This is a genomic window from Micromonospora sp. RTP1Z1 (assembly GCF_033804685.1).
In the GTDB taxonomy this organism is placed as follows: Bacteria; Actinomycetota; Actinomycetes; order Mycobacteriales; family Micromonosporaceae; genus Micromonospora.
In genome coordinates this window covers 72,994-96,329 of sequence record NZ_JAPFQV010000012.1, presented here as the reverse complement: position 1 = coordinate 96,329, position 23,336 = coordinate 72,994, and the positions used below count along the sequence as shown (strand labels likewise).

The following is a 23,336-nucleotide window of genomic DNA, read 5'->3' as shown; positions in this document are numbered from 1 at the left end:
CGGTCGTTGTGGAGAGCGAACTGCGCAGCATCGGCGAGCTGGCCCGGGCCAGCGGGCTGACCGTGAGCGCGCTGCGGTTCTACGACCGCTCCGGCGTGCTGATGCCCGCGCTGGTCGACCCGGTGACCGGCTACCGCTGGTACACCGACGACCAGGTCGCCCCGGCCCGGCTGGTGGCCGGCCTGCGCCGGGTCGGCATGCCGCTGGCCGAGATCGGCGCCGCGCTGCGGCACCGGTCCGAGCCGGCGGTGGTCGGCCGGCTGCTGGACGCGCACCTGCGCCGGCTGGAGGACGGCCTCGCCGACGCCCGCCGTGAGCTCTCCCGGGTCCGTGCCCTGATCGACCCCGAGGAGACCCCGATGACCACCCGACTCGTACTGCGCCGTGCCGACCTCGCCGCCGCAGTGGACGCGGTCCGCTTCGCCGTCGGCGCCGACCCGGAGCTGCCGGTGCTGGCCGGGGTGCTGCTCGAGGTCGAGCCGGAGGGCGTACGCCTGGTCGCGACCGACCGGCACCGGCTGGCGGTGGCCCGGACCGGGTGGAAGGTGGACGGTCCGCCGGTGCGGGTGCTCGTCCCGGTCGGGTTCGTGGACGAGGCGCGCGCCCTGCTGGACACCGGCGCCGGGATCACCCCGGATGCGCACGTCACCATCGACCGGGAGCGCGTCGAGGTCGCGGTCGCCGGCCGCACGGTGGACACCGCGCCCCTGCCGTACGACTTCCCGGACTACCGCCGGCTGCTGCACGGTCTGGTGACCGGCGCGCCCACCCACCGGGTCGTGGTGGACGTGGTGGCGCTGCGCGCGGCGGTGGCCGGCGCCGACGCCCCGGTGCTGGTGAAGGAGCACGAGGGGGTACGCGCCGAGGTGACCGTGCTGGGGCTGGACGCGCGGGGCGGGCTGCGGGTGGTCGGGCCGGACGAGGCGCCGGGCGCGGACGCCGTCCGGGTCGGGGTGAACCGGGAGTACCTGCTGGACGCCCTGGACGCCGGCGACCGGGGCCAGTTGCTGCTGGAGCTGGACGGGCCGATCGCCCCGCTGGCCGTGCGCCGCCCGGACGACGAGCACGCCTTCTCGGTTCTCATGCCGGTCCGGCTCTGAGGCCGGTCACGGGTGCGGGAGGGCGCGAGGGGGGCGCGACGGTAGCATCTGGGGGTCCCACCTGACTGCCTGGACGGAGGCGTACGAGCAGCATGCTCGACATGGAGTTGATCCGGAAGGATCGCGAGGCGGTGGCGACCGCGCTGGCGAAGCGTCTGGATCCCGCCGAGGTCAACCGGGCGCTGGACGAGATCCAGCGGCTCGACCAGGAGCGCCGCGCCCTGATCAGCGAGATCGACGCCGAGCGGCAGCGCCGCAAGGCCGAGGCTCGGGCGTACGCGCAGGCGAAGCGGGCCGGCACCGCGCCGGAGTCCGTCGCGCCGGAGGCAGAGCGCAAGCAGCTCGCGGAGCTGGAGTCCCAGCTGGACGAGGTGCAGTCCCGGCTCCGGACCACCATGAGCGAGCTGCCCAACCTGCCCGCCGAGGACGTCGTCCCCGGTGGCAAGGAGGCCAACCGGGTGGTGAAGACGTTCGGCGAGCCGCCGGTCATCGAGAAGGTCCGAGACCACGTCGAGCTGTCCCGGGCGCTGGGCCTAGTCGACTACGAGCGTGGCGTCAAGCTCGGCGGCTCGGGCTTCTGGATCTACACCGGGGTCGGCGCCCGGCTGGAGTGGGCGCTGCTCAACTGGTTCGTCGAGCAGCACATCAAGGCCGGCTACGAGTTCCTGCTCCCGCCGCACCTGCTGCTGGACACCGCCGGCTTCGCCGCCGGCCAGTTCCCCAAGTTCTACGACGACGTCTACCACCTGGACCGTGAGTCGGCCCCGCGCGGGCAGTTCCTGCTGCCCACCTCGGAGACGGCGATCCTCGGGGCGTACCAGGACGAGATCCTCGAGACGGCGAAGCTGCCGCTGAAGGCGTTCGCCTACACCCCGTGCTACCGCCGGGAGTCGGCCGGTTCGCACTCGGACGAGCGCGGCACCGTCCGGGGCCACCAGTTCAACAAGGTGGAGATCTTCCAGTTCACCCTGCCGGAACAGGCGGGCACCGCGCTGGAGGAGATGCTCACCCACGCGGAGAGCCTGGTCGAGGGGCTGGGCCTGCACTACCGGCGCAGCCTGCTCGCCGCCGGCGACTCCAGCGCCGCGATGAAGAAGACCCTGGACATCGAGGTCTGGATGCCGAGCACCGGCAAGTACAAGGAGGTCTCGTCGGTCTCCTGGGGCGGCGACTACCAGGCCCGCCGGGCGGCCATCCGCTACCGAGAGCCGGGCGGCAAGCAGACTCGTTTCGTACACACCCTGAACGGGTCGGCGCTGGCCACCAGCCGGCTCTTCCCGGCCATCCTCGAGCAGTTCCAGCAACCCGACGGTTCGGTGCTGGTGCCGGAGGTGCTCCGCGACAAGTTGGGCACCGACCGGCTCACTCCGATCCGCTGACCGCAAGCGCCGAATGGCGGGCGTCGGGTCCTCCCGACCCCGCCGTTCGGCGTCCCGGGTCGCCTCGGCGCCTCGGTTCCCCGACCAGCTCCGCCGCCGGCGGACCGGCAGCCGCGCGCCCGGCCACCGCCGCGGGGCCTTCGGGCCCGGGTCCACCGCCTCGGGCGGCGACCGTCGCCCGACGCCGCAGGGCCACCAGCAGGCCGAGCGTCACGGTGGTCCAGGGCAGCCGGGGGCGCAGCCAGTCCGCCAGCGGCGCCAGGGCCAGGCCGAACGCGCCGAACACCACGACGTACCCGAGGGTCAGCCCGGCGGTCGCGGTGAGCGCGCGGCCGACCGCGCCACGCCCGACACCGGCTCCGGGCCGACCGCGCAGGATGCGACGCCCAGCAGCGCGGCGACCGCGACGGCGGCGGTGGCCCGGCGGGCCACTGTGGTACGACGCGACATCCGCGCCTCCTCTCGGTCGGCTACTCGGCCTTGGCGAGCCGGAGCGCGAGTTCGGGACAGACCTTGACCGCCTTCAGCGCGCCCTCCCGCAGCCAGGTCGGCACCGGGGTGGACGGGAAGGCCGGGTAGCCGTTGGCGTCGAGCCGGATGAAGTCCGGCACCACGTGCGCGCAGAGCCCGTGCCCGTCGCAGCGGGACCAGTCCAGGGTGAGCTTCTGCGGGTTGGCGTCGGGCGCTCCCGGCAGGCCCATCACGCCCTTGACCCGCTTGCCACATCCCTCGCCGGTGGTGTGCAGCCGCAGGTCCTCGGCGAAGACCTCCACGGCGGAGAGGGCGAACCGCGCGGTGCCGTCCGGGTGGCTGCACGCGCCGCGCCCCTTCACGTCGCCGGCCGCGGCCCGGACGATCTCGTCCGGGGCGCTGCCGGAGACCGCGAGGTCGACGGCGCGGGCCAGGTCGGGCAGCCCCATCTTGCACGGTCCGCACTGTCCGGCGGACTCGCCGGCCAGGTAGCGGACCACCTGGGCGGCCTCGCCGAGCGGGCAGGTGTCCCGGCCGAGCGGGACGATGATGCCGGCGCCGAGGGTGCCGCCGACGGCCGTCAGCCCCTTGCGGGAGACCGCCGCCCGGCCCGCGGCCTCGGGGGTGATCCACTTGCCGTGGTAGCCGCCCATCAGGATCCCCGGCCCCTCGGGCACCTCGCAGAGGTCGAGGATCTCCCGCAGCGGGGTGCCGGCGGCGCACTCCACCACTGCCGGTCGGCCGGCCGCCCCGGTGACGGTGAGCAGCACCGTGCCCGGCTCGTCGTCGGTGCCGAGCGCCGCGTACTCGTACGGGCCGAGTCGGGCGGCGACCGCCAGCTGGGCGAAGGTCTCGGCGTTGGAGAGCAGGGTGGGCAGCCCGGCCACCCCGGAGTCGCTGGAGCGCTTCTTGGTGCCGGGCGGGATGTGTGGCAGGCCGTTGATGCCGTTGACCAGCGCGCCACCCTCGCCGGAGATGAACCGGTGCGGCACGGTGACGATGCTGGTCGGCACCGGCATCCGGCGTTCCTGGAGCGCCTCGGTCAGCGAGGGACGCCCCACGTCGTCGTCGGCGACCCCGATGACGATCTCCTCGGCGTCCAACGCGTACGCGGCCAGCGCGGCGCCGTCGAGGATCAGGTGCGGCGCCCGGGTGAGCAGCACCTTGTCCTTCCAGCTCGCCGGTTCCCCCTCGGAGGCGTTGACCACCACCATGGCGGAGAGGCTCTGCCGCTCACAGGACTCCAGCACGGCGCGCAGCTTGCGGGCGAACGGGAAGCCGGCGCCGCCCTTGCCCTTGAGGTCGATGGCCTCGGCCAGCCGGAGCAGGCTGGCGGGTTCCATCGGCCCGATCGGGCCGTGCACCTCCTCGTGGGCCAGCAGGTCGAGCCGGCCGAACTCGGCGAAGCCGGCGCTGAGCCGGGGCTCGCCGACGCAGGCCACCGGCGGCACCGTCGTCCGCATCACTTGGCCTCACCCCGCAGCCCGGCCCAGTACGCCCCGTCGACCGCGTCGGCGCTGGCCTTGCGCCGCCGGGACGACCGGCTCTCGCCGGCGGCCTTCCGCGCCCGTCTGGAGGCGAGGTCGACCAGGGTGGGGGTGTCGTCGACGGGCAGGTCGTCCGCGACGTACCGGGCCGGCGGCCGCCAGTAGTCCGGCTCCTCCGGCACCTCGTCCTCGGCGCTGTGCCGGGCGGCGCCGCTGCGCGGCGCCGCGGAGACCGGCTGTTCGGCGCTCTGCCACCGGCGCGGGCTGTCCCACGGCTCCTCCGGCTCGACCCGCCGCTGCGGCGGCGCCGAGTACCGGGCGTCCAGCTCGGCCCGGGACCGGCGGGAGACGCTTTCCTCCTCGTCCCGGTACCGCCGGGCGGACCGCTCGTCCGTCCGGCCCCGGCTGGCGGGCTCCGGCTCCGCGGTGCGCCGCCGGGTCACCGCCCGGACGGGCTCCCGCAGCGAGCCGGGCTCGGGCACCACCGGTACGGCGAACCGGTCGGGGTCACGGCGGCGGGCGGTGCCGGCCGGCGCGCTCCACGACGTGGCGGTGGTCTCGGCCCAGCCGCCCGCCCGGCCCCGGCCGGAGCCGGTCTTCTCCTCCTCGCCGGAGCGCCGGCGGGCCAGGCCGGCGAACAGGCCCCGGCTCTCCTCGGCGGGCTTGCCCGCCATCGCCTTGTTCAGCGCGGCGGCCTGGTGCTGCTCCCGGCTGCGCTTGCCCACGTACATCGAGAGGCGGACCAGGAGCGCCACCAGCACCAGCAGCACGCAGGCGAGGTAGCTCACCACCACCCAGGACTGCGCCGGCCGCCCGACGTTCAGGCCGTGGATCAGGGCGAACGGCCAGGAGACGTACGCCATGGAGTGCAGCGACCGCCAGAACCACTTCGGACCGACCCCGGCGAAGCGGACCCGGATCAGGCCGGTCCAGAGCACGCTGACCATGAGGAAGGATGCCACCGTGCCCAGTCCGACGTAGAGCCCCCGGCCACCGATGAACGGCACCACGGCGTCGGTCGGACCGGCCCGGCCGATCGAGATCTTCGTGATCACGTGGCACACCAGGCCGGCGACGCCGAGGATGCCGGCGGCCCGGTGCGCGGACTGGAGCAGCACCCGGTGCCGGATCAGCAGCACCAGCCGGTCGGTGGCGAGCAGCCCCATCATGACGGTGAGGCTGAGCGAGATCAGGGTGACCACCCCGGCGAAGAACTCGGTGAAGAAGAAGCCGTACGTGTACATCGCGCTGCCCGCGCCGGCCAGCTCGACGCCGGCCCACGCGACGGCGAGCGCGGACACGGTCAGCGCGACCATCGCGGACGTCGACCGGGTCCGGGCACCTCGACTGGTGCTGGCGGTCCGGACGGTCGCCGCCTTCTCGTTCTGCTCTGCCCGGGCCATCTGCTCCTCGATCGTGTCTCACGGCGGCGCCCCACCGGCCGACCCTGCTCCCTCCTCAGGTACGGAGCGGCGCGGCGAGCGGATCAGCGCGGTGGTGAATTTTTCGGCCGGCGGGTCGAACCGTCCCGCCCCGGGCGCGGGTGTAGCGCCGTTTGCAACGACGTATTTCTATCCGTTGACAGCCGTTGCAACACGCTTGTAACCTTGCCGAAAATTTCAGTTCGGTGTTGCAAGAAGCCGGCACTGAGATCCCTTCCCCCGCGCCGCACCACCCCCGCCCCCGCACCCCCAGGAGTCCCGATGCATCGACGCCGATGCCGCTCGGCGATCCTCGCCCTCGGCATGATCGCCAGCCTGCTCGTACCGACCACCGTGGCGGCACCCCCGGCCGCTGCGGCCCCGGCCGGCACCAAGAAGGTCATCGCCCAGCTCTTCGAGTGGAACTGGCCCTCCGTGGCCAGCGAGTGCACCTCCGTGCTGGGCCCCAAGGGTTACGGCTACGTCCAGGTCTCCCCGCCGCAGGAACACGTCAAGGGCAACCAGTGGTGGGTGGCCTACCAGCCGGTCAGCTACCGGATCGAGTCCCGCAAGGGCACCCGGGCGCAGTTCCAGTCCATGGTGAACACCTGCCACGCCGCCGGCGTGAAGGTGATCGTCGACGCCGTCATCAACCACATGTCCGGCCAGGACAACGGCGGCACCGGCTGGGCCGGCTCGTCGTACGGGCACTACGACTACCCGGGCATCTACCAGACCCAGGACTTCCACCACTGCGGTCGCAACGGCGGCGACGACATCGTCAACTACAACGACCGGTACGAGGTGCAGAACTGCGAGCTGGTCAACCTGTCTGACCTCAGGACCGAGTCGGACTACGTCCGGTCGAAGATCGCCGAGTACCTGAACGACCTGCTCTCGCTCGGCGTGGACGGGTTCCGGCTGGACGCCAGCAAGCACATGCCGGCCGCCGACATCGCCGCCATCAAGGGCAAGCTCTCCCGCTCGGCGTACATCGTGCAGGAGGTGATCTACGGCGGTGGCGAGCCGATCCAGCCGACCGAGTACACCGGCAACGGCGACGTGCACGAGTTCCGGTACGGCAAGGACCTCGCCCGGATGTTCAACAGCGAGCGGCTGGCGTACCTGAGGAACTTCGGCGAGGCGTGGGGCTACCTGCCCACCGGTTCGGCGGAGGTTTTCGTGGACAACCACGACACCCAGCGCGACGGCGGGGTGCTGACGTACAAGAACGGTGGCATCTACGCGCTGGCGAACGCCTTCATGCTGGCCTGGCCGTACGGGTCGCCGACGGTGATGTCGAGCTTCACGTTCAGCAACAAGGACCAGGGCCCGCCGTCGGACGCCAACAACAAGACGCTCAACACCACCTGCTATTCGGGTTGGCAGTGCGAGCACCGCTGGCGGGTGATCGCCAACATGGTCGCGTTCAACAACGCCACCCAGGGCGCCGCGGTGGCCAACTGGTACGACAACGGCTACCAGCACATCGCGTTCAGCCGCGCCGGCAAGGGCTACCTGAGCGTCAACGACGAGGACTTCGCGGTCACCGGCCGCTCCTACTACACGGGGCTGCCCGCCGGCCGGTACTGCGACGTCATCCACGGCGACTTCGGCAACGGCTCGTGCAGCGGGCCGGTGATCACGGTGGACGCCGGCGGCTGGTTCGCGGCGAACATCAACGCCCACGACGCGGTCGCCATCCACATCGGCGCGAAGCTGCCCTGACCCGGCCCGGCCGGCCCGGTCCGGCGGCAGGTCCCGAGCTCACTCGCCGAGCAGCCAGCCGTTCTCCTCGGCGATGCGCACCGCATCGGCCCGGTTCCGGGCGCCGGTCTTGCCGATCGCCGCGGAGAGGTGGTTGCGCACCGTCCCCTCGGACAGGTGCAGCACGGCGGCGAGCTGGGCCACCGTGCCGCCGGCCCGGGCGGTCCGTAGCACCTCGGTCTCCCGCTCGGTCAGCGGACTGGCCCCGGTCGCCAGGGTCTCCGCGGCCAGGGTCGGATCGACCACCCGCAGCCCGGCGTGCACCCGGCGTACCGCGTCGGCGAGCTGCCGGGCCGGGGTGTCCTTCACCACGAAGCCGTTGGCGCCCGCCTCCATCGCCCGCCGCAGGTAGCCGGGGCGGCCGAAGGTGGTCACCACCAGCACCCGGCAGCCGGGCATGGCGGCGCGCAGCGCGGTGGTCGCGGCGATCCCGTCCAGGCCGGGCATCTCGACGTCCAGCAGGGCCACGTCGGGCGTGGTGCGGCGGGCCTCGGGGACCACCTCGTCGCCCCGCCCCACCTCGGCGACCACGGTGAGGTCGGGCTCCAGCGAGAGCAGCGCGGCCAGCGCCCCCCGGACCAGCGCCTGGTCGTCGGCGAGCAGCAGCCGGATCGGACCACTCATCGCCGGCTCACCCGACACCGGCGCGCCGCGCTCACCGGTCCACCGGGAGGGCGACGCGGAGCAGGAAACCCGGTCCGTCCGGGCGGCGGCCGACGGTGACCGTGGCGTCCAGCCGCCGGGCCCGCTCGCGCAGCCCGACCAGCCCGTGCCCGCCCGGCACGGCCGCCGCGGCGGGCCCCCGCCCGTCGTCGCGGACCTCGACCAGGCCCGGTTCCACCCGGATCACGCAGCGCCGCGCCCCGCTGTGCCGGACCACGTTGGTCACCCCTTCCCGTACCGTCCAGCCGAAGAGTTCGTCCCGCTCGGCCGGCAGCGCCGGCGCCGCGTCCGGCAGCTCCGCGGCGATGCCCGCGGCGGCCAGCGCGGAGCGGGCGCCGGCCAGCTCCCCGGCCAGGCTGATCCCCCGGTACGCCCCGACGGTGCCCCGCACGTCGGCGAGTGCCTCCCGGGCCAGCCGTTCCACGTCGGCGATCTCGGTGGCCGCCCGGGCCGGATCCAGTTCCAGCAACCGGCCGGCCAGCTCGGCCTTCACCGCGACCACGGTCAGCGAGTGGCCGAGGATGTCGTGCAGGTCCCGGGCGGCACGCGCCCGCTCCTCGGCCACCGCCAGCCGGCGGATCTCCTGCTGGGCGGCCTGGAGTTCGCTGTTGCGCTGGGCCAGCCGGGTCACCCCGAACATGGCGAACGAGGCGAGCAGCACCGCGAAGACCACGGTGCCCTCCGCCTCCCAGCCGGGCACCAGCGCGGCCGTGACCGGCGGGGTCAGCGCGGCGAGGGCGACCACCACCAGCGACTGCCGGCTCGGCAGCAGGAACACCGCCGCCGCCGCGACGAAGACCAGCGTGGTCAACCAGTCGCCGCCGGTACCCGGGATGCCGGCCAGCCCGCGCGCGAGCAGCAACGCCACGGCCGCCCACGCCCGGCCGGCGGGGATGCCCCGGTGCTCCTGCCGCCGGGCTCGCGCCCACTGGAAGACGCAGACGTAGAACACCCCGAAGGCGAGCAGCGTCGCCGCGCCCACCACCCGCCGCCAGACCTCCGGCTGGTGCAGGGCGGCGAGCAGCGGGATGTTGAGGAAGAAGAGCCAGACCGCGGCCAGCAGCCAGCCGGTGACCCGCCAGTGGCGGCTCTCCGGCCGGGGCCGGTCCGACGGGAGGTCCATCCGGAACACGCTAACCTCCCCGTCGCGGTCAGACGCGGGTGGTGTCGCGGCGGAACAGCCGGGCCGCGCCGAGGCCGAAGAGCACGGTCCAGCCGGCCAGGTTGCCCAGCGCCACCCAGTCCATCCCGGCCCCGGTCAGCGGGGCCCGGGCGAGCTGGCCGACCCCGTACACCGGGGTGAACTTGGCGATCTGCTGGAGCGCGTGCGGCAGCACGTCGAGCGGGACGAAGAGGCCGCCGAGCATGGCCAGGATCGCCAGGATCGGGCCCATGAACTGCATGACGTTCTCGGCCGGGGCGAGGTAGCCGACGAAGAGCCCGAGGGCGGCGAAGACCAGCGAGCCGAGCCAGGCGGCGAGCCCGGCCACCAGCCAGACCTGGACGGGCACCCGCACCCCGGCGACCGCGCTGACGGCGAACTCGACGAGCACCGCGATCAGCCCGAGCACCATGGCGGTGGCCACCTTCGTCGCCACGTACGCGCCGGGGCGCAGCGGGGTGACCCGGAGCTGCCGGCTCCAACCCAGCGCCCGCTCGGTGGCGACCGCGGCGCCGGCGCTGGTGGTGGCGACCATGGCGGCGTACACGGCGAGGCTGATCATGATCCAGGCGGTGACCGGGCGGCCGTTGGGCAGCTCCTGCCCCCGCTGTGGGAGTCCGAACAGGAGGAAGAAGACCGCCGGCATGACGAGGATGAACATCATCGTCCGGCGGTTGCGCAGGACCCGGCGGATCTCGATGGCCAGCACGGCGGTGGAGAACCCGCCGAGGGCGGGGGGCCGCCGGTCAGCGTGGGTGGCGGACGGGGCGGACGGGGCGGCGACGGTCATCTCAGGCTCCGATGGTCTGGGCGGTCGGACGGTCGGCGGTCAGGCTGTCGGCGGCCGGGCCGCCGGTGGTGAGGCTGTCGGTGGTGAGGCTGTCGGTGGTGAGGGCGAGGAATGCGTCCTCCAGGTTGCGGGAGGTGATCTCGACGTCCCGGGCGGCGGTGCGGGTGAGCAGGTGCCGGGCGACCTCGTCCGAGTCGTCGGTGCGGACCAGCACCGCGTCGCCGCGTACCTCGACCGCCCGGACGCCGGGCAGGGCGGCGAGCACGGCCTGGTCGGCGCCGGGCAGGGTGGCCCGGACCACCCGACCGGCGGCCAGGTTCTTGATCTCGGCGGTGGTGCCGTCGGCGACCACCCGGCCCTCCCGCACCAGCACGATCCGGTCCGCGTACGCGTCGGCCTCGTCCAGGTAGTGAGTGGCGAAGAGAATGGTCCGGCCGGCCCGGGCGTCGGCCCGGATGGCCTGCCAGAAGTCCCGCCGCCCCTCGACGTCCATGCCGGTGGTCGGCTCGTCGAGCACCATCAGGTCCGGGTCCGGCAGCAGCGCCAGGGCGAAGCGCAACCGCTGCTGCTGGCCACCGGAGCACTTGCCCACCAGGCGGCCGGCGATCGGCGCGATGCCGGCCCGGTCCAGCACCTCGCCCACCGGACGGGTCCGGCCGTAGAAGCGCGCGGTCATCCGTACCGTCTCGGCGACGGTGAGGTCCTTGAGCAGCCCGCCGGTCTGCATCACGGCGGCTACCCGGCCGTGCCGGACGGCGTCGGCGGGGGTGCCGCCGAAGAGCCGGACGCTGCCGGCGTCCGGGCGGGCCAGCCCGAGCAGCATGTCGACGGTGGTGGTCTTGCCAGCGCCGTTCGGGCCGAGGAAGGCCACCACCTCACCGGGCTCGACCCGGAGGCTGAGCCCGTCGACGGCGGTCACCGGGCCGAAGGTCTTGGTGATTCCGGCCAGTTCGACGGCCGGTGCGGTGTCGGTCATGACAATGATGCTCCCGCGCGCGGTGCCCGGTTTCCCGGAGCGCGCGTCACCTTCCGACCGTGACATTTGTCAGGCCCGCCGGGGTGCGGAGCGGGCGGGACCGGGTAACCGCCTCCGGTCCGCGCGTCGCGACACTCCGGGAGGTCCGGTCATGAGCGCACCGACGGTACGGGTCGACACGATCGTGCTGATCCACGGGCTCTGGGTGACCCCGCGCAGTTGGGAGCACTGGGCCGACCGGTACGCGGCGCAGGGCTTCCACGTGCTGGCCCCGGCGTGGCCCGGGATGGAGGGCGAGGTCGAAGAGCTGCGGGCCGACCCCGCCCCGATCGCCGGGCAGCGGATCGCCGACATCACCGACCACTACGCCCGAATCATCCGGGACCTGCCCCGGCCGCCGATCATCATGGGGCACTCGTTCGGCGGCCTGATCACGCAACTGCTGCTCGACCGGCGGCTCGGCGCCGCCGGGATCGGCGTGCACCCCGCCCCGGTCAAGGGGGTGCTGCGGCTGCCGCTCAGCACGCTGCGCTCCGGGTTCTCCATCCTGCACAACCCGGCCAACCGGCACCGCGCGGTGCCGTTCACCGCCGAGGACTTCCGGTACGCCTTCGGCAACACGCTGACCCAGGAGGAGTCCGACGCGGCCTGGCGGCGGTACGCCGTGCCCGGTGCCGGACACGTCCTGTTCGAGGCGGCGTTCGCCAACCTGGACCCCGACTCGGCCACCGAGGTGGACAACAAGCGGGACGACCGGGCCCCGCTGCTGCTGATGGCCGGGGGCGCCGACCACGTGGTGCCGCCGTCGGTGGTCTCCGCCAACGCCAACCTCTACCGGAGCTCGACCGCGCTCACCGGGTATCGCTGCTCCCCCGGGCGGTCGCACTTCGCCGGCGGCGAGCCGGGCTGGGAGGAGGAGGCCGACTTCGCGCTGGAATGGGCGGTCGAGGCGGCCAACGAATTCTCGCCGACCGTGGTCAGCGAGGCTCCCGGCTGGTGAGGAGCGGTACTGCCCGGGTAACCGCTCCCGGCCAGCCCCTCATGCACCAGCTCAGGCGGTCAGGAAGCGGGTGGGCTCGCCGAGCACGGTGGCCGCCCGGTCCAGGTCCGCCAATCGGGCTGCCAAGGTCGCCATGGCGAGCCGTGTCGGCAGGGCGGCGTTGAACTTGAGGCCGACCACCGACTTCTCGTCGATCTCCGGCAGACACAGCCGATCCGCGGCGTCCGCCGTCAGCGACCGCCACGCTTGTGGGGTGAGGTCCTCGCAGCCGAATGCTGCAGTCGTCGAACCTCTCCACCGGGTCGACGACCTCGCCGAGGGTCGCGGTCAGGGTGGCGTTCGCCCGGAAACCGGCCCAGTTCCACTACCTCAGGTCGCCGTCCTTCTCCCGCACGATCACCGTTCCGCCCGGATGGACGAGGTGCGCCTTTTCGGCACGTACCTCGGCCAGTCGGGCCGCCGCCCGGCGGGTGATGGCGACCGGCGGATCCTCACCGAGCAGGACATCCCGCATGGCGCGATTCAGCTCGAAGCCCAGGTACGCCCAGCCGCTGCCCCGCCACCGGGCTCGTCCGCCGCCGTCGGCCGGCTCGACGAAGCACCGCCGCCGACGCCAGTCGATGTAGGTAACGCGCCAACTTCGGCCACCCAACAGCAGCCGGCGGTCGCCTCGAACCTCCTCGGTGAGCAGGCTCGGGTCGATGCGACCAAGCTCGTTCCGCCCGGTCAGCACGGTGAATTCCGGGGGCCCGGTGAACACCGCGGTCAGGTCCATGAAGTGCCGGCGACCGAAACGCTGTTCGGCGGCCGGGCCGATGAACAGCATCCCGCCGTCCTGGTCGAGATAGCCGTGGTCCACAAGGTGACGGACGATCGGGCGGGCGCTCTCGCCGAAGGGCGGCAGCCCGTTCCACGCCTGCGTCCACATTTGGTCGCCGACCCGATGCTCCTGGAGGCAGAGCGCAAGCAGCTGCTGGGCGACGATGTGCCGCGGCTCGGGGGGTGCGCTCACCGGCTCCACCCAGCCACTGGCCCAGAGCAGCAGAAGCGCCGCCGCCTCGGTCAGCGCGTCCCCGTCGAGGGTGAGGAAGATGCAGTTACGACTGCTCCCCGGCCGCCGCCCGGTGCGGCCGAGGCGTTGGAGCAACGACGCCACCGTGGCCGGCGCGTCGATCTGGATCACCCGGTCCAGGTCGCCGACGTCGATGCCCAGCTCGAGGGTGCTGGTGGAGACGATCACGCAGTCCCGGGCCTCGCTGAATGCCTGTTCGGCGCGGCGGCGCTCATCGACGGAGAGCGACGCGTGGGAGAGGAAGGTGGTCACCCCCTTCCGGCGCCTCCGCGACCTGCCCGCGCAGATCCTCCACCAGGGTCTTGACCTGCGCTTGCAGCGCCTTCAGCTCGATCACCGCCAGATCCTACGGCCCGTCCGCTCACCCGTGGCGCCCGTCGAGACCTGGCGCGGTAGGGGCGCGTGCGGTTGTCCGGCCAGCTTCCGCCACAGGAACTCCAACGTCAGCGCCGAGATGAAGACGTGTTGCTCGTTGTTGGCTGCCGCGCCGTGCCCGCCTTCGACGTTCTCGTAGTAGGAGACGTCGTGGCCGTGCTCGCGCAGCCGGGCCGCCATCTTGCGGGCATGCCCGGGATGCACCCGGTCGTCGCGGGTCGAGGTGATGAACAGGACCGGCGGGTACGGCCGGTCGCCGCGGACGTTGTGGTACGGCGAGTACTCGCGCAGAAAGGCCCAGTCGACCTCCCGGTCCGGGTCGCCATACTCGGCCATCCACGACGCGCCGGCCAGCAGCCGGTGGTATCGCCGCATGTCCAGCACCGGCACGTGCGCGATGACCGCGCCGAACAGCGACGGGTAGCGGGTCAGCATCACCCCCATCAGCAGCCCGCCGTTGCTGCCGCCCTCGATGCCGAGCCGCGCCGGCGTGGTGATGCCCCGCGCCACCAGCTCGGCCGCCACCGCCGCGAAGTCCTCGTACGCCCTGGGCCGGTTCTCCCGCATCGCGGCGCGGTGCCACTCGGGGCCGTACTCCCCGCCACCGCGGATGTTCGCCACCACGTACGTGCCGCCCCTGGCGAGCCATCCCCGGCCGATGACCCCGTCGTAGTCCGGGGTCAGGGAGATCTCATACCCGCCGTACCCGGTGAGCAGTGTCGGCCCACCGGGCGCGCCCGGATCCCCCACCACGAAGTACGGCACCCGCGTACCGTCGGCCGAGGTGGCGAAGCACTGGCGGACCACCAGCCCGTCCGCGTCGAAAAACGCCGGCTCCCGCTTGAGCGTCTCGACCGCGCCCCCGACCTGTCCGAGCCGCAGCGTCGCCGGTTGCAGGAACCCTTCCGAGGCGAGCAGGTAGGCGTCGCTGTGGTCCGGGTCGGTGACCACGATCCGGCTGTGCTCGAACTCCTGCACGTCAGCGAGCGGCTTCCGCCGCCAACCCGTCTCGCCGGGGGTCAACACCTCCAGCCGGCTCTTCACGTCGGCGAGGGTGGTCAGGATCAGGTGGTTCCGGGTCCAGAAGTGGTAGCTCAGCGCGGTGCGGTCGTCGGGCCGGAAGAGCACCGCCAGCTCCCGCCCGCCGGCGAGGAACGCGTCGAACCGGGTCGCCAGCAGCGCGCCCGCCGGATGCGTCGCCCCGCCGACCGTCCACGGCGAGCGCAGCCGGATCAGCAGCCACTCCCGGTGCACGTCCCACTGGGCGTCCTCCGGCACGGCGATCCGGGTCCGCTCGCCCGCGTCGGTCAGCAGGTAGTTCTCGGTGCGGTAGAAGTCCAGGCCGCGGCCCACGAAGTCGCGCTCGAAGCCGGGTGTCGGGTCGTGCGAGGCGTAGACGCCGATGTCGTCCGCTTGCCCCTCGTAGACGACCTCCGCCGCGGACAGCGCTGTGCCTCGCCGCCACCGCTTGGCCAGGCGTGGGTAGCCCGAGGAGGTCAGCGAACGGGGCCCGAAGTCGGTGCCGACGTAGATGTGATCGGCGTCGATCCAGCAGACATCGCTCTTCGCCTCGGGAAGCGTGAAGCCGTCCTCGACGAAGGCCCGCCGGCCCAGGTCGAACTCACGCACCACGACCGCGTCGGCGCCGCCCCGGGACAGGCTGATCAGGCAGCGCTCGTACCCGGGACGCAGTACCGTCACCTCCTGCCAGACCCAGTTCTCGCCCTCCTCGGCCGCCAGCGCGTCGACGTCGAGCAGCACGTCCCACTCCGGCTCGGCCCGGCGGTACTGGTCGAGGGTCGTCCGCCGCCACATCCCACGCGGATGCGTCGCGTCGGTCCAGAAGTTGTAGTAGAGCTGATCCCCACGCCATCCCGGATAGGGAATGCGGTCCTCGGCATCGAGCACCTGCCGGATCTCGGTCTGCAAGCCGGCGAACGCCTCGCCGCCGGTCAACGCGGCGACGGTCTCCGCGTTGCGGTCCCGCACCCACCCGGCGGCGTCCGGACCATCAAGGTCCTCCAGCCAGAGGTACGGGTCATCGCCCTCATCGGTCAACCTCGCCACCTTCGCAACTATCCCGATGAGCGACCCGCATCCATGTCCAGATGTCAGCATGGCGACTCACGCCACCGGTAAGGTTCATGCACGAGGGCGCATCACCTGCCGAGTCCGAACAAGGCACGTGGGGGCAGGGCGAGGTACGGCAGGCGCCGTACCACGAGCACTTCCAGCCAGGTCCCGCCCAACGCCAGCAGTGCCGCGCCGACCCCGTCTACGGCGGACAGTCCGCGACCTTCGCTGACCGGCACGAGGACTGGACCCTCGTCACCGGCGGGGACGAAGAGGACGAGCACGCCGACGACGATGAGCAGAGCGGTGATTGCTACCTGGATGCGCGGCGCACCCCCGATATCTTGGGACATCGCTACAGTCTTGGTCATAGGTCGCCGATCACGCTGATCCGACGCCGACCACGCGTAGTGCCGTGCCGCCGAGGAGGCCGAAAGCCGGCCTCCTCGGCGTGGCCGGTCAGGCGGCCAGCGTCGCGATCGACTGAGCCCAGCGGAAGTACTTGTTGGTGCCCAGGTCCCGGACGGTCTTGATGCCGAAGGCCTTAAGCAGCAGGTCCGCGTCGCCCTCCGACACGCCCTGAATCGCGGTGACCGGTGCGGCCGCGAGGTCCTGGGCGCTCTTGCCCTCCCAGTCCTTCGACAGCTTCGCTTCGAGTCCCAGCATCTGTTCGCTCCTTCCGCGGCCCGTCGGGGCCATCTAGATGAGTACGACAACGTGCTCCTACCCGACGAGCACCGATCACAATCAGCGCTCCGGCGAGCGCAAGGCGGGACGCGCGAGAACGTCTACGGCAACACGGGGGCAACCGGAGGTCGTCGTACGCGCCGCGTCGGGCCCCTGCTTCGTGGATGACCTGCTCGTGAACAGACTCTGGACTAGTGCTCATGTTCATGATGTCTGAGCGGGCGGAAGAAGTCGCGGATGTCGTGCGCCACGAGGCCAGGCTCCTCTTTGGCGACGAAGTGGCCACCTGCGGGCAGGTCATGCCAGAAGCGGATGTCGGTGTACGTGCGTTCAGCGAGCGATCTGGGCATTCCGAGATCGCCCACGCCGACCGTGATCCCGGTCGGCGCGGTGAGAACGGGTAGGGGCAGTCGGTGCGACCGGTCGAAGTACGGACGAAACGACGACCCGATCGTGCCGGTCGCCCAGTAGATCATGATCGTGGTCAGCAGGTCGTCCTTGCTGAACCGGCGCTCGATGTTGCCGTCGCAGTCGCTCCACTGCTGGAACTTTTCCACCAGCCATGCGGCCAGGCCGGACGGTGAGTCGAGCAGCGCCGCGGCGAGCGTGTCCGGGCGGGTGGCCTGAATCTCGGCGTACCCTTCGCCGCCCTCCCACTTGGCCCTCGACCATTGCAGGAACGCCTGCTCGGCGGCGGTCAGGCCAGCGCTGCGCTCCGGGGGCGGGAACGCGGCCTGGGCCACGTGGATCCCGATCACCTGGTCGGGATGCGCGGCGGCGATCCAGTGGCTGACGCTGCTGCCGATGTCCTCGCCGTAGGTGCCGAAGCGGGGGTAGCCAAGTACATCGGTCATCAGCCGCGCCCAGGTGTCGGCGACCCTTTCCGGAGTCACCGGTCCACTGTCCGGCAGCGCGGAGTAACCGTAGCCCGGCAGCGAGGGCACCACGACGTCGAACGCGTCGCCGGGGTCGCCGCCGTGCGCGGCCGGATCGGTGAGCAGCGACACGAGCGGCAGCATCTCCACGAACGAGTACGGCCAGCCGTGCGTCACCACCAGAGGCATCGGCGCGGCGCCACCGGCCGGGCGGACACCGGGGACGCGGACGAAGTGCACGGACTGCCCGCCCACATCCGCCAAGTACTGCGGAAACGAATTGAGCCAGCGTTCACGGGCCCGCCAGTCGAAACCGGTGGCCCAGTAGTCGAGCAGCCCCCGAAGGTAGTCCGGGTCCGTGCCGGCGGACCACCGTTTACCCGGAGTACGCGCGGGCAGCCTGGTCCGGGACAGCCGAGCTGCGAGATCGTCGAGCACGGACTCGGGGATCTCGATGGTGAAGGACCTCATGATCGCCAGCCTGACACCAGGGTCCGACGGTTCCGCGCTTCATCCGTGAGTTCAGGGTTCGGTCCCCTGACGGCCGGCGTCATTGAACTCGATGTCACCCACGCAAACATCTGGATATCTCGCTCATCCACATCCGGGCGGCGCGACACGTGCCGACTCCATGAGGTGAGTGACTACACCGACGCACTGATCTCGGCCCGGTCGTGCACTCGAAGGCGCCGTAACTACCGGTGTCCGTACACGATCGGTGACGGACCCGGCCGAAGCCGGCGCGCATGTCCAGCGGCATCAGCGGTCGTTTGTCGCGGCGACTGCGCCGCCAAATCCGGCGTTCACCGGGCAGGATGAGTTCTGACGCGGCGGCGGATCAGGATCCTCGTCATGACGGCGGCCGCAATTAGGCCAAGGCCACAGTGGACGGCGAGCACGCCGAACAGGCTGGGGCCACCCCAGTCGTGGCGATAGGTGCTCGGATCTGTCATATCGATCACGAACGGTTCAACGAGCGCCCGGCCGACGAGATAGAAGCCGAGCACGAAACCTGCGACTGTTGCGATCTTCCGCATGCTCAACTCCGTGTGTTGGTGACGCATGTCGACCTAACCGGAGAGCCTAGGAATGTCGGACGGAGCGCCGCGTCGGGGACGACCCCGGTATGACCCCTGACCTGACCCCAGCATTAGCCTGCGACTCACCCAGCGCTCGGCAATCCGGCTGCGCCCCCAAGCGCGTCGGCGGTTGTTAATGTCGACGCCTTAATCGGCGGGAGGGCGGCGGCAGGACATGCGGGTGACGATGACGAGCGCTGCGGCACGGACTGGCCACGCGAACGAGGACTTCGCTGGCGCCATACCGACGGCAGCGGTGCTGATCGACGGCGCCGGCATCTCCGGCACCGAATCGATCTGCCGGCACGGCGTGGCCTGGTACGCCAGCCGCCTGGGAGGCAGCCTCCTCAGCCTCTTGTCACTCGTGCGGGACCGCAGCCTGTCGGCGCTGCTCGCCGAGGCCATCGAGCAGGTGACGGACGGTCACCGGGACACCTGCGACGTCGCCGACCCCATCAGTCCGTCGGCAACCGTAGCCATCCTGCGCCTGTCCGACGGCCTCATCGAGCACCTGGTGCTCGGTGACTCGGTCCTCGTGCTCGACAGAGCAGACGGTGCGCCACTCGTCGTCTCCGATCCCCGGGAGGTGATCATCAGCCGGTCGTACCGGTCCGCGCTCGAGGCCGCCGCCGAGGGTAGCCACGAGTACCACCGAGTCCTCCGAGACTTGCGCGCCAACCGGAACCAGCCGGGCGGCTTCTGGGTGGCCAAGGACGACCCGCGGGCGGCAGACGAGGCGATCACCGGAAGCTGTCCGATCTCCGAGCTGACCGGTGCCGTCCTGCTCAGCAATGGAGCCAGCCGCATCGTGGACCGGCTCCGGCTCGCCGACTGGCCAGGGGTCATGGCCGTCCTGGCGTCGAGCGGACCCGCCGAAATCATCCATCGTGTCCGGCAGGCGGAGGCGCGCCACGCGGTGGCGGCGGACGATGCGACGATCGCACACTGTACCGACCTCGGCGAGGCCTGACCGAGAAGAGGATGTGTAGAGTGACCCCTGTCAGCGATGAGGGGAGGTGAGCCCGGTGAACACCCAATGTCACGTCTGGGCGCTCCACCCGGCCATCGCTGCCCGCTGACTTCGCGTCGGGGAGCGCCCTCCTAGCCGGAGGAACAATGACCTTCTCCCCGTTCCGCATCGATGTATCCGACGAGGTACTCGACGACCTGCGGGCCCGACTGGCCCGTACGCGCTTCACCGCCCGCAGCGGCGATCAGCCATGGCAGGCCGGCACCGACCCCGACTACCTGCGGCACCTGGTGTCCTACTGGGCCGACGGGTTCGACTGGCGCGCTCGGGAAGCCGAACTCAACGCACTGCCGCATTACCAGGCCCAGATCGGCGGCCGGCGCATGCACTTCCTTCGCGTACCCGGGACGCGTCCGGCCGGCGCGCCCGCGCCGCTGCCGCTGATCCTGAGCCACGGCTGGCCCAGCAGCTTCGTGGAGATGCTGCCGCTGGTCGATCGCCTGACCAACCCCGCCCGCCACGGCGGCGACCCCGCCGACGCGTTCGACGTGGTGGTTCCCTCGCTGCCAGGCTTTCTGTACTCGGAGCTGCCGAAAGGTCCGCTCACCCGCGCTGCGATGGCGCAGACGCTGCACCTGTTGATGACCGACGTCCTTGGCTACCAGCGCTACGGGGCCTTCGGTGGCGATGTCGGCGGTGTGGTCACCGGTTGGCTGGGCGCCCTGTATCCCGAGCAGGTGGTCGGCATTCATATGATCCACCCACCGTTCCCGGCCAGCTTCGACTCCCATCCACTGTTGCCCGCCGAGCAGGCGTATCTCGATGCCGAGGCGGCGTACGACCAGACCGATGGCGGCTACAGCGCCATCATGGGCACCCGGCCGGACACCATCGCGGCGGCGCTGAGTGACTCCCCAGCCGGACTGGCCGCCTGGCTCATCGACAAGTACCGGGACTGGAGTGACAACCACGGGGACCTGGAGAGCCGTTTCGACCGGGATACCCTGCTGACGATCATCACCCTGTACTGGGCGAGCGGCACGATCGGCTCCTCGTTCCGGCAGTACTTCGACTTCGACCACAACAGCCCACGACCCGACATCACGGTGCCCGCCGCGTTCACGGTGAGCACCGAACCGTCGTGTGCCAACTTCCCGCGCGAGATCGCCGAACGCGCCTGCACCAACATCCGGCATTGGAGCGAACCAGGTAGGGGCGGACACTTCATGCCGCTGGAGGAACCGGACTTGCTCGCCAGCGAACTGAGGCAATTCTTCACGTCGCTTCGCCCGTACTGATCAGCAAGGGAGCCGGGTCACATCGGCCCGGCCCCGCTGTCGGTTTCCGCATGCATCGGTCGAGAAGCTACCCGTGAATTGGCGTCGCGTTCAATGCACCTGCCAAACGCCCTCAACTCGGCAATGTCGGACGTGTTCCGCAGCGGATGCTGTCAGAGGCCAAACATCGGCCGGCAAGCTGCCATCCCGTCCACCCTCACCGCGGGCCGCTTCTCCTGAATCCATCTCTCCCGGGTAAGCCGTAGGCGGTCGGATACGACGGCCTCGTCGCCGCGGGCGTCAACCGAGATGCCGTCGTACTCATAGTCGAGCTTGCGAGACACGCCCTGAGAGGCATGGTTGTCCTGGAACACCTCGGTGAGCGCGGCACGCGCGCCGAGGTGGTCGAAGGCTAGGGTCAGCAGGCCGACCCGAGCCTCGGTTCCGTAGCCCTTGCCCTGGTGTTCGATTCCCAGCCACGCGGATGTCGTGACCTCCCGAACAACCGGGAAGTCACGCCCTCGCAGCGTGACCACGCCAAGCGGCTCTCCGTGACGGAAGACCCCAAGCCCCAGCCGCCAGGCTGCCACGCTCCAGCCTCCAAGCTGACCCCAGTGTCCCTGCAGCACGAACCGCGCCCGATCCTCAGGACTGCCGTCGGTCCAAGGCGTCAGGAACGGACGCTCGTTCGCGCGGTGCACGCCCCTGCCTGCGAGGTGAGCAAGCTCCGCCAGTTCCTCCTCCACGGGGCAGGCGAAGCTCGAGTCGTGGCGTGAAGATGGTGAGGCCGTATTGGGGCCACAGATCAGAAGGCACGGGCTCGATCCTGACGATCAACCCCCCGCCGCGCTACTGGTATTGCTGAGGGGTCCGCCGCCGTCGGTTTCCCAAACGGTCGCGTCCGCCGCCGTACACGGCACGGTCATCCGTTCGGCCGGATCTTGGCGCCGCGGACCAACTCGACAATTTGCCGTCCGCGCGCCTCGTCCACCCGGTGTGCCCGGTTGCGGGGCGGAGTGAGCAGCAGCTCCTTCAGGCCGAGCTGCCCGGAGTCGTGCCCCTCCAGGCCGTAGACGTGCTGGCTGCCGATCACGTCCAGGCTCGCCCGCATCCCCCAGGATGTACGGATTGCCCTCCGGGATGAGTCGGGAGTTCGGTGCCCGACGCACCCACTGGGTGCCGTCGCCGCGGATCTCGCCCTGCCAGTGCTTCAGCTCCAGCACCTAGAGCCCGCTGGGGTGAGCACCAGCGCGTCGACCTCGTTGATCGAACCGTCGGCGCCGACGAACTCGACGTTCGCCCAGACGTGGTACGGGTCGACGTCGGGCAGGTAACTGGCCAGCTCGCGCAGCCCGTCCTGCTGCCAGGTGTAGGAGCTGGGGTTGATCTGCTCCCAGCGCGGCGAATCCTCACGCATGCGCCGACGCCTCCACCCTGGCCGTCGGTGTCCGACTCAGCCTTCGCACCTTACCGGTCAACGGTGACCTTCCGCCCGTGGCATGGGACGACCATCCCGGGGTATGCCGGACGCATGAGGGCGAGCTTCCGGCTTGGCCGGATCGCGGGGGTACCCGTCGGGGTCAACTGGAGCGTCCTGGTCATCTTCCTGCTGATCGCCTGGGCGCTGTCGGCCAGCCTGTTCCCGCGCTCCTACCCCGGCCATTCGACCTGGGCGTACGTGCTGGCGGGGCTGAGCGCCGCGGTGGTGTTCTTCGGCGGCCTGCTGGCTCATGAGGTGGCGCACGCGGTGGTGGCCAAGCGCAACGGGATCGGCGTCGGGGGGATCACGCTCTGGCTCTTCGGCGGGGTGTCCGAGCTGAAGGGGGAGGCCCGCGACCCGGGTGCCGAGTTGCGCATCGCCGGCATCGGGCCGCTGGTCAGCCTGCTGATCGGGCTCTTCTTCGGCGGCATCGCCATCGTGCTCGCCCTCGCCGGCGCGCACGGGCTGCTGCTCGGCGCGCTGTCCTGGCTGGCCGGCATCAACGTCCTGCTGGCGATCTTCAACGTGCTGCCGGCCGCCCCGCTGGACGGCGGCCGGCTGCTGCGCGCCGCGGTATGGAAGGCCACCGGCGACCGGACGAAGGCGTCCGTGGTGGCGGCCCGGGCGGGCTGGGCCCTCGGCGCCCTGTTGATCGCCTTCGGGCTCTGGCGGTTCCTGACCGGCGCCGGGATCGGCGGGCTCTGGCTGGCGCTGATCGGCTGGTTCCTGATCGGCGCGGCCGGCATGGAGGAGCGGCAGGCCCGGATGGGCAGCGCGCTGCGCGGGGTCCGGGTCGGCGAGGTGATGACGCCGCAGCCGCAGACCGCGTCCGGGGACATGACGGTCGCCGACTTCGTGGACCACTACCTCTTCGCGTACCGGCACTCGGCGCTGCCGCTGACCGAGGACGGCCGGCCGGTCGGGCTGGTCACCCTGGACCGGGTCCGCGGCATCCCCGCAGACCGGCGGGCCACCACCACGCTGGGCGAGGTGTCCTGCCGAGCCGACGAACTGGTGCTCGCCGGCCCGGACGAGGCGCTCAACGACCTGCTGCCCCGGCTCAGCGAGTGCGCCGACGGCCGGGCGCTGGTGGTGACCGACCAGCGGCTGGTGGGGATCGTCTCGCCGAGCGACATCAGCCGGGCGGTGCAGCGCGGCAGCCTGCGCGAGGGTGCCGGGCGGGTCAGCGGGGTGCCGGGGACAGCCGGCCGGTGAGTTCGGGGCGCTATCCG

The 23,336-nt window shown here is 71.6% G+C and carries 25 protein-coding genes; 7 read left to right on the top strand and 18 right to left on the bottom strand.

Going from position 1 to position 23,336, the window contains the following annotated elements:
• The first annotated feature begins 20 nt into the window (after nt 1-20).
• Together SLP03_RS09425 and serS are read left to right on the top strand one after the other, a co-directional pair.
• Nucleotides 21-1,100 carry a MerR family transcriptional regulator gene (locus tag SLP03_RS09425; protein WP_319460154.1) on the top strand — a complete coding sequence of 360 codons (1,080 nt, stop codon included), beginning with the start codon at nt 21-23 and terminating at the stop codon, nt 1,098-1,100.
• Nucleotides 1,101-1,192: 92 nt separating this feature from the next.
• Nucleotides 1,193-2,479 (top strand): serine--tRNA ligase, encoded by a 1,287-nt coding sequence (gene serS, locus SLP03_RS09420; RefSeq protein ID WP_319460147.1) that lies wholly within the window; start codon nt 1,193-1,195, stop codon nt 2,477-2,479.
• A gap of 303 nt (nt 2,480-2,782) precedes the next feature.
• Here serS and SLP03_RS09410 read toward each other — a convergent pair whose 3' ends face one another.
• The 3 genes from SLP03_RS09410 to SLP03_RS09400 are packed head-to-tail and all read right to left on the bottom strand — an operon-like array spanning nt 2,783 to nt 5,840.
• Nucleotides 2,783-2,929, bottom strand: a complete 147-nt coding sequence (locus SLP03_RS09410) for a hypothetical protein (protein WP_319460146.1) — start codon at nt 2,927-2,929, stop codon at nt 2,783-2,785.
• Between the two features lie 20 nt (nt 2,930-2,949).
• Nucleotides 2,950-4,416: an NADH-ubiquinone oxidoreductase-F iron-sulfur binding region domain-containing protein gene (locus SLP03_RS09405; protein ID WP_319460145.1), complete on the bottom strand. Its 1,467-nt coding sequence runs from the start codon at nt 4,414-4,416 to the stop codon at nt 2,950-2,952.
• Nucleotides 4,413-5,840 (bottom strand): hypothetical protein, encoded by a 1,428-nt coding sequence (locus tag SLP03_RS09400; RefSeq protein WP_319460144.1) that lies wholly within the window; start codon nt 5,838-5,840, stop codon nt 4,413-4,415. Before SLP03_RS09400 ends, SLP03_RS09405 begins: the two co-directional genes overlap by 4 nt.
• Nucleotides 5,841-6,140: 300 nt before the next feature.
• On the opposite strand from SLP03_RS09400, the gene SLP03_RS09395 reads away from it, so the two are divergent.
• Nucleotides 6,141-7,586, top strand: a complete 1,446-nt coding sequence (locus SLP03_RS09395; protein ID WP_319460143.1) for an alpha-amylase family protein — start codon at nt 6,141-6,143, stop codon at nt 7,584-7,586.
• A 39-nt stretch (nt 7,587-7,625) separates the two neighbouring features.
• Here SLP03_RS09395 and SLP03_RS09390 read toward each other — a convergent pair whose 3' ends face one another.
• The 4 genes from SLP03_RS09390 to SLP03_RS09375 are packed head-to-tail and all read right to left on the bottom strand — an operon-like array spanning nt 7,626 to nt 11,216.
• Complete coding sequence (locus SLP03_RS09390) at nt 7,626-8,249, bottom strand: response regulator transcription factor (protein WP_319460142.1); 624 nt, start codon at nt 8,247-8,249, stop codon at nt 7,626-7,628.
• A gap of 31 nt (nt 8,250-8,280) precedes the next feature.
• Nucleotides 8,281-9,411, bottom strand: a complete 1,131-nt coding sequence (locus SLP03_RS09385) for a sensor histidine kinase (RefSeq protein ID WP_319460141.1) — start codon at nt 9,409-9,411, stop codon at nt 8,281-8,283.
• Nucleotides 9,412-9,439: 28 nt separating this feature from the next.
• A complete protein-coding gene (locus SLP03_RS09380; RefSeq protein ID WP_319460140.1) occupies nt 9,440-10,240 on the bottom strand; it encodes an ABC transporter permease in 801 nt (266 codons plus the stop codon).
• Between the two features lies 1 nt (nt 10,241).
• The gene (locus SLP03_RS09375) at nt 10,242-11,216 is read right to left on the bottom strand and encodes an ABC transporter ATP-binding protein (protein WP_319460139.1); all 975 of its coding nucleotides are present in this window, start codon (nt 11,214-11,216) and stop codon (nt 10,242-10,244) included.
• A 151-nt stretch (nt 11,217-11,367) separates the two neighbouring features.
• On the opposite strand from SLP03_RS09375, the gene SLP03_RS09370 reads away from it, so the two are divergent.
• A complete protein-coding gene (locus SLP03_RS09370; protein ID WP_319460138.1) occupies nt 11,368-12,216 on the top strand; it encodes an alpha/beta hydrolase in 849 nt (282 codons plus the stop codon).
• A gap of 51 nt (nt 12,217-12,267) precedes the next feature.
• Here SLP03_RS09370 and SLP03_RS09365 read toward each other — a convergent pair whose 3' ends face one another.
• The 8 genes from SLP03_RS09365 to SLP03_RS09330 form a co-directional block, all read right to left on the bottom strand.
• On the bottom strand, nt 12,268-12,396 hold the full coding sequence (locus SLP03_RS09365) for a hypothetical protein (protein WP_319460137.1): 129 nt from the start codon (nt 12,394-12,396) through the stop codon (nt 12,268-12,270).
• A 184-nt stretch (nt 12,397-12,580) separates the two neighbouring features.
• Complete coding sequence (locus tag SLP03_RS09360) at nt 12,581-13,540, bottom strand: helicase-related protein (RefSeq protein WP_319460136.1); 960 nt, start codon at nt 13,538-13,540, stop codon at nt 12,581-12,583.
• Nucleotides 13,500-13,625, bottom strand: coding sequence for a hypothetical protein (locus tag SLP03_RS09355; RefSeq protein WP_319460135.1), 126 nt, complete (start codon nt 13,623-13,625; stop codon nt 13,500-13,502). Before SLP03_RS09355 ends, SLP03_RS09360 begins: the two co-directional genes overlap by 41 nt.
• Nucleotides 13,622-15,730, bottom strand: coding sequence for a prolyl oligopeptidase family serine peptidase (locus tag SLP03_RS09350; protein ID WP_319460134.1), 2,109 nt, complete (start codon nt 15,728-15,730; stop codon nt 13,622-13,624). The genes SLP03_RS09355 and SLP03_RS09350 overlap by 4 nt, the downstream gene beginning before the upstream one ends.
• A 92-nt stretch (nt 15,731-15,822) precedes the next feature.
• Nucleotides 15,823-16,089: a hypothetical protein gene (locus SLP03_RS09345; RefSeq protein ID WP_319460133.1), complete on the bottom strand. Its 267-nt coding sequence runs from the start codon at nt 16,087-16,089 to the stop codon at nt 15,823-15,825.
• Nucleotides 16,090-16,195: 106 nt separating this feature from the next.
• On the bottom strand, nt 16,196-16,402 hold the full coding sequence (locus SLP03_RS09340) for a hypothetical protein (RefSeq protein ID WP_319460132.1): 207 nt from the start codon (nt 16,400-16,402) through the stop codon (nt 16,196-16,198).
• Between the two features lie 212 nt (nt 16,403-16,614).
• Nucleotides 16,615-17,769: an epoxide hydrolase gene (locus SLP03_RS09335; protein ID WP_319460131.1), complete on the bottom strand. Its 1,155-nt coding sequence runs from the start codon at nt 17,767-17,769 to the stop codon at nt 16,615-16,617.
• A 332-nt stretch (nt 17,770-18,101) separates the two neighbouring features.
• Complete coding sequence (locus SLP03_RS09330) at nt 18,102-18,335, bottom strand: hypothetical protein (protein WP_319460130.1); 234 nt, start codon at nt 18,333-18,335, stop codon at nt 18,102-18,104.
• 217 nt (nt 18,336-18,552) lie between these two features.
• On the opposite strand from SLP03_RS09330, the gene SLP03_RS09325 reads away from it, so the two are divergent.
• Both SLP03_RS09325 and SLP03_RS09320 read left to right on the top strand, forming a co-directional pair.
• Complete coding sequence (locus SLP03_RS09325) at nt 18,553-19,347, top strand: protein phosphatase 2C domain-containing protein (protein WP_319460129.1); 795 nt, start codon at nt 18,553-18,555, stop codon at nt 19,345-19,347.
• Between the two features lie 146 nt (nt 19,348-19,493).
• A complete protein-coding gene (locus SLP03_RS09320; RefSeq protein WP_319460128.1) occupies nt 19,494-20,645 on the top strand; it encodes an epoxide hydrolase in 1,152 nt (383 codons plus the stop codon).
• 152 nt (nt 20,646-20,797) lie between these two features.
• On the opposite strand, the gene SLP03_RS09315 is transcribed toward SLP03_RS09320, so the two are convergent.
• The 3 genes from SLP03_RS09315 to SLP03_RS09305 form a co-directional block, all read right to left on the bottom strand.
• Nucleotides 20,798-21,370 (bottom strand): GNAT family protein, encoded by a 573-nt coding sequence (locus tag SLP03_RS09315; protein WP_319460127.1) that lies wholly within the window; start codon nt 21,368-21,370, stop codon nt 20,798-20,800.
• A gap of 176 nt (nt 21,371-21,546) precedes the next feature.
• Nucleotides 21,547-21,735, bottom strand: a complete 189-nt coding sequence (locus SLP03_RS09310; protein ID WP_319460126.1) for a hypothetical protein — start codon at nt 21,733-21,735, stop codon at nt 21,547-21,549.
• 99 nt (nt 21,736-21,834) lie between these two features.
• Nucleotides 21,835-22,041, bottom strand: coding sequence for a nuclease-related domain-containing protein (locus SLP03_RS09305; protein WP_319460125.1), 207 nt, complete (start codon nt 22,039-22,041; stop codon nt 21,835-21,837).
• A 114-nt stretch (nt 22,042-22,155) separates the two neighbouring features.
• Between SLP03_RS09305 and SLP03_RS09300 the strand changes: the two genes are divergently transcribed.
• Nucleotides 22,156-23,319: a site-2 protease family protein gene (locus SLP03_RS09300; RefSeq protein ID WP_319460124.1), complete on the top strand. Its 1,164-nt coding sequence runs from the start codon at nt 22,156-22,158 to the stop codon at nt 23,317-23,319.
• Nucleotides 23,320-23,336 lie beyond the last annotated feature (17 nt).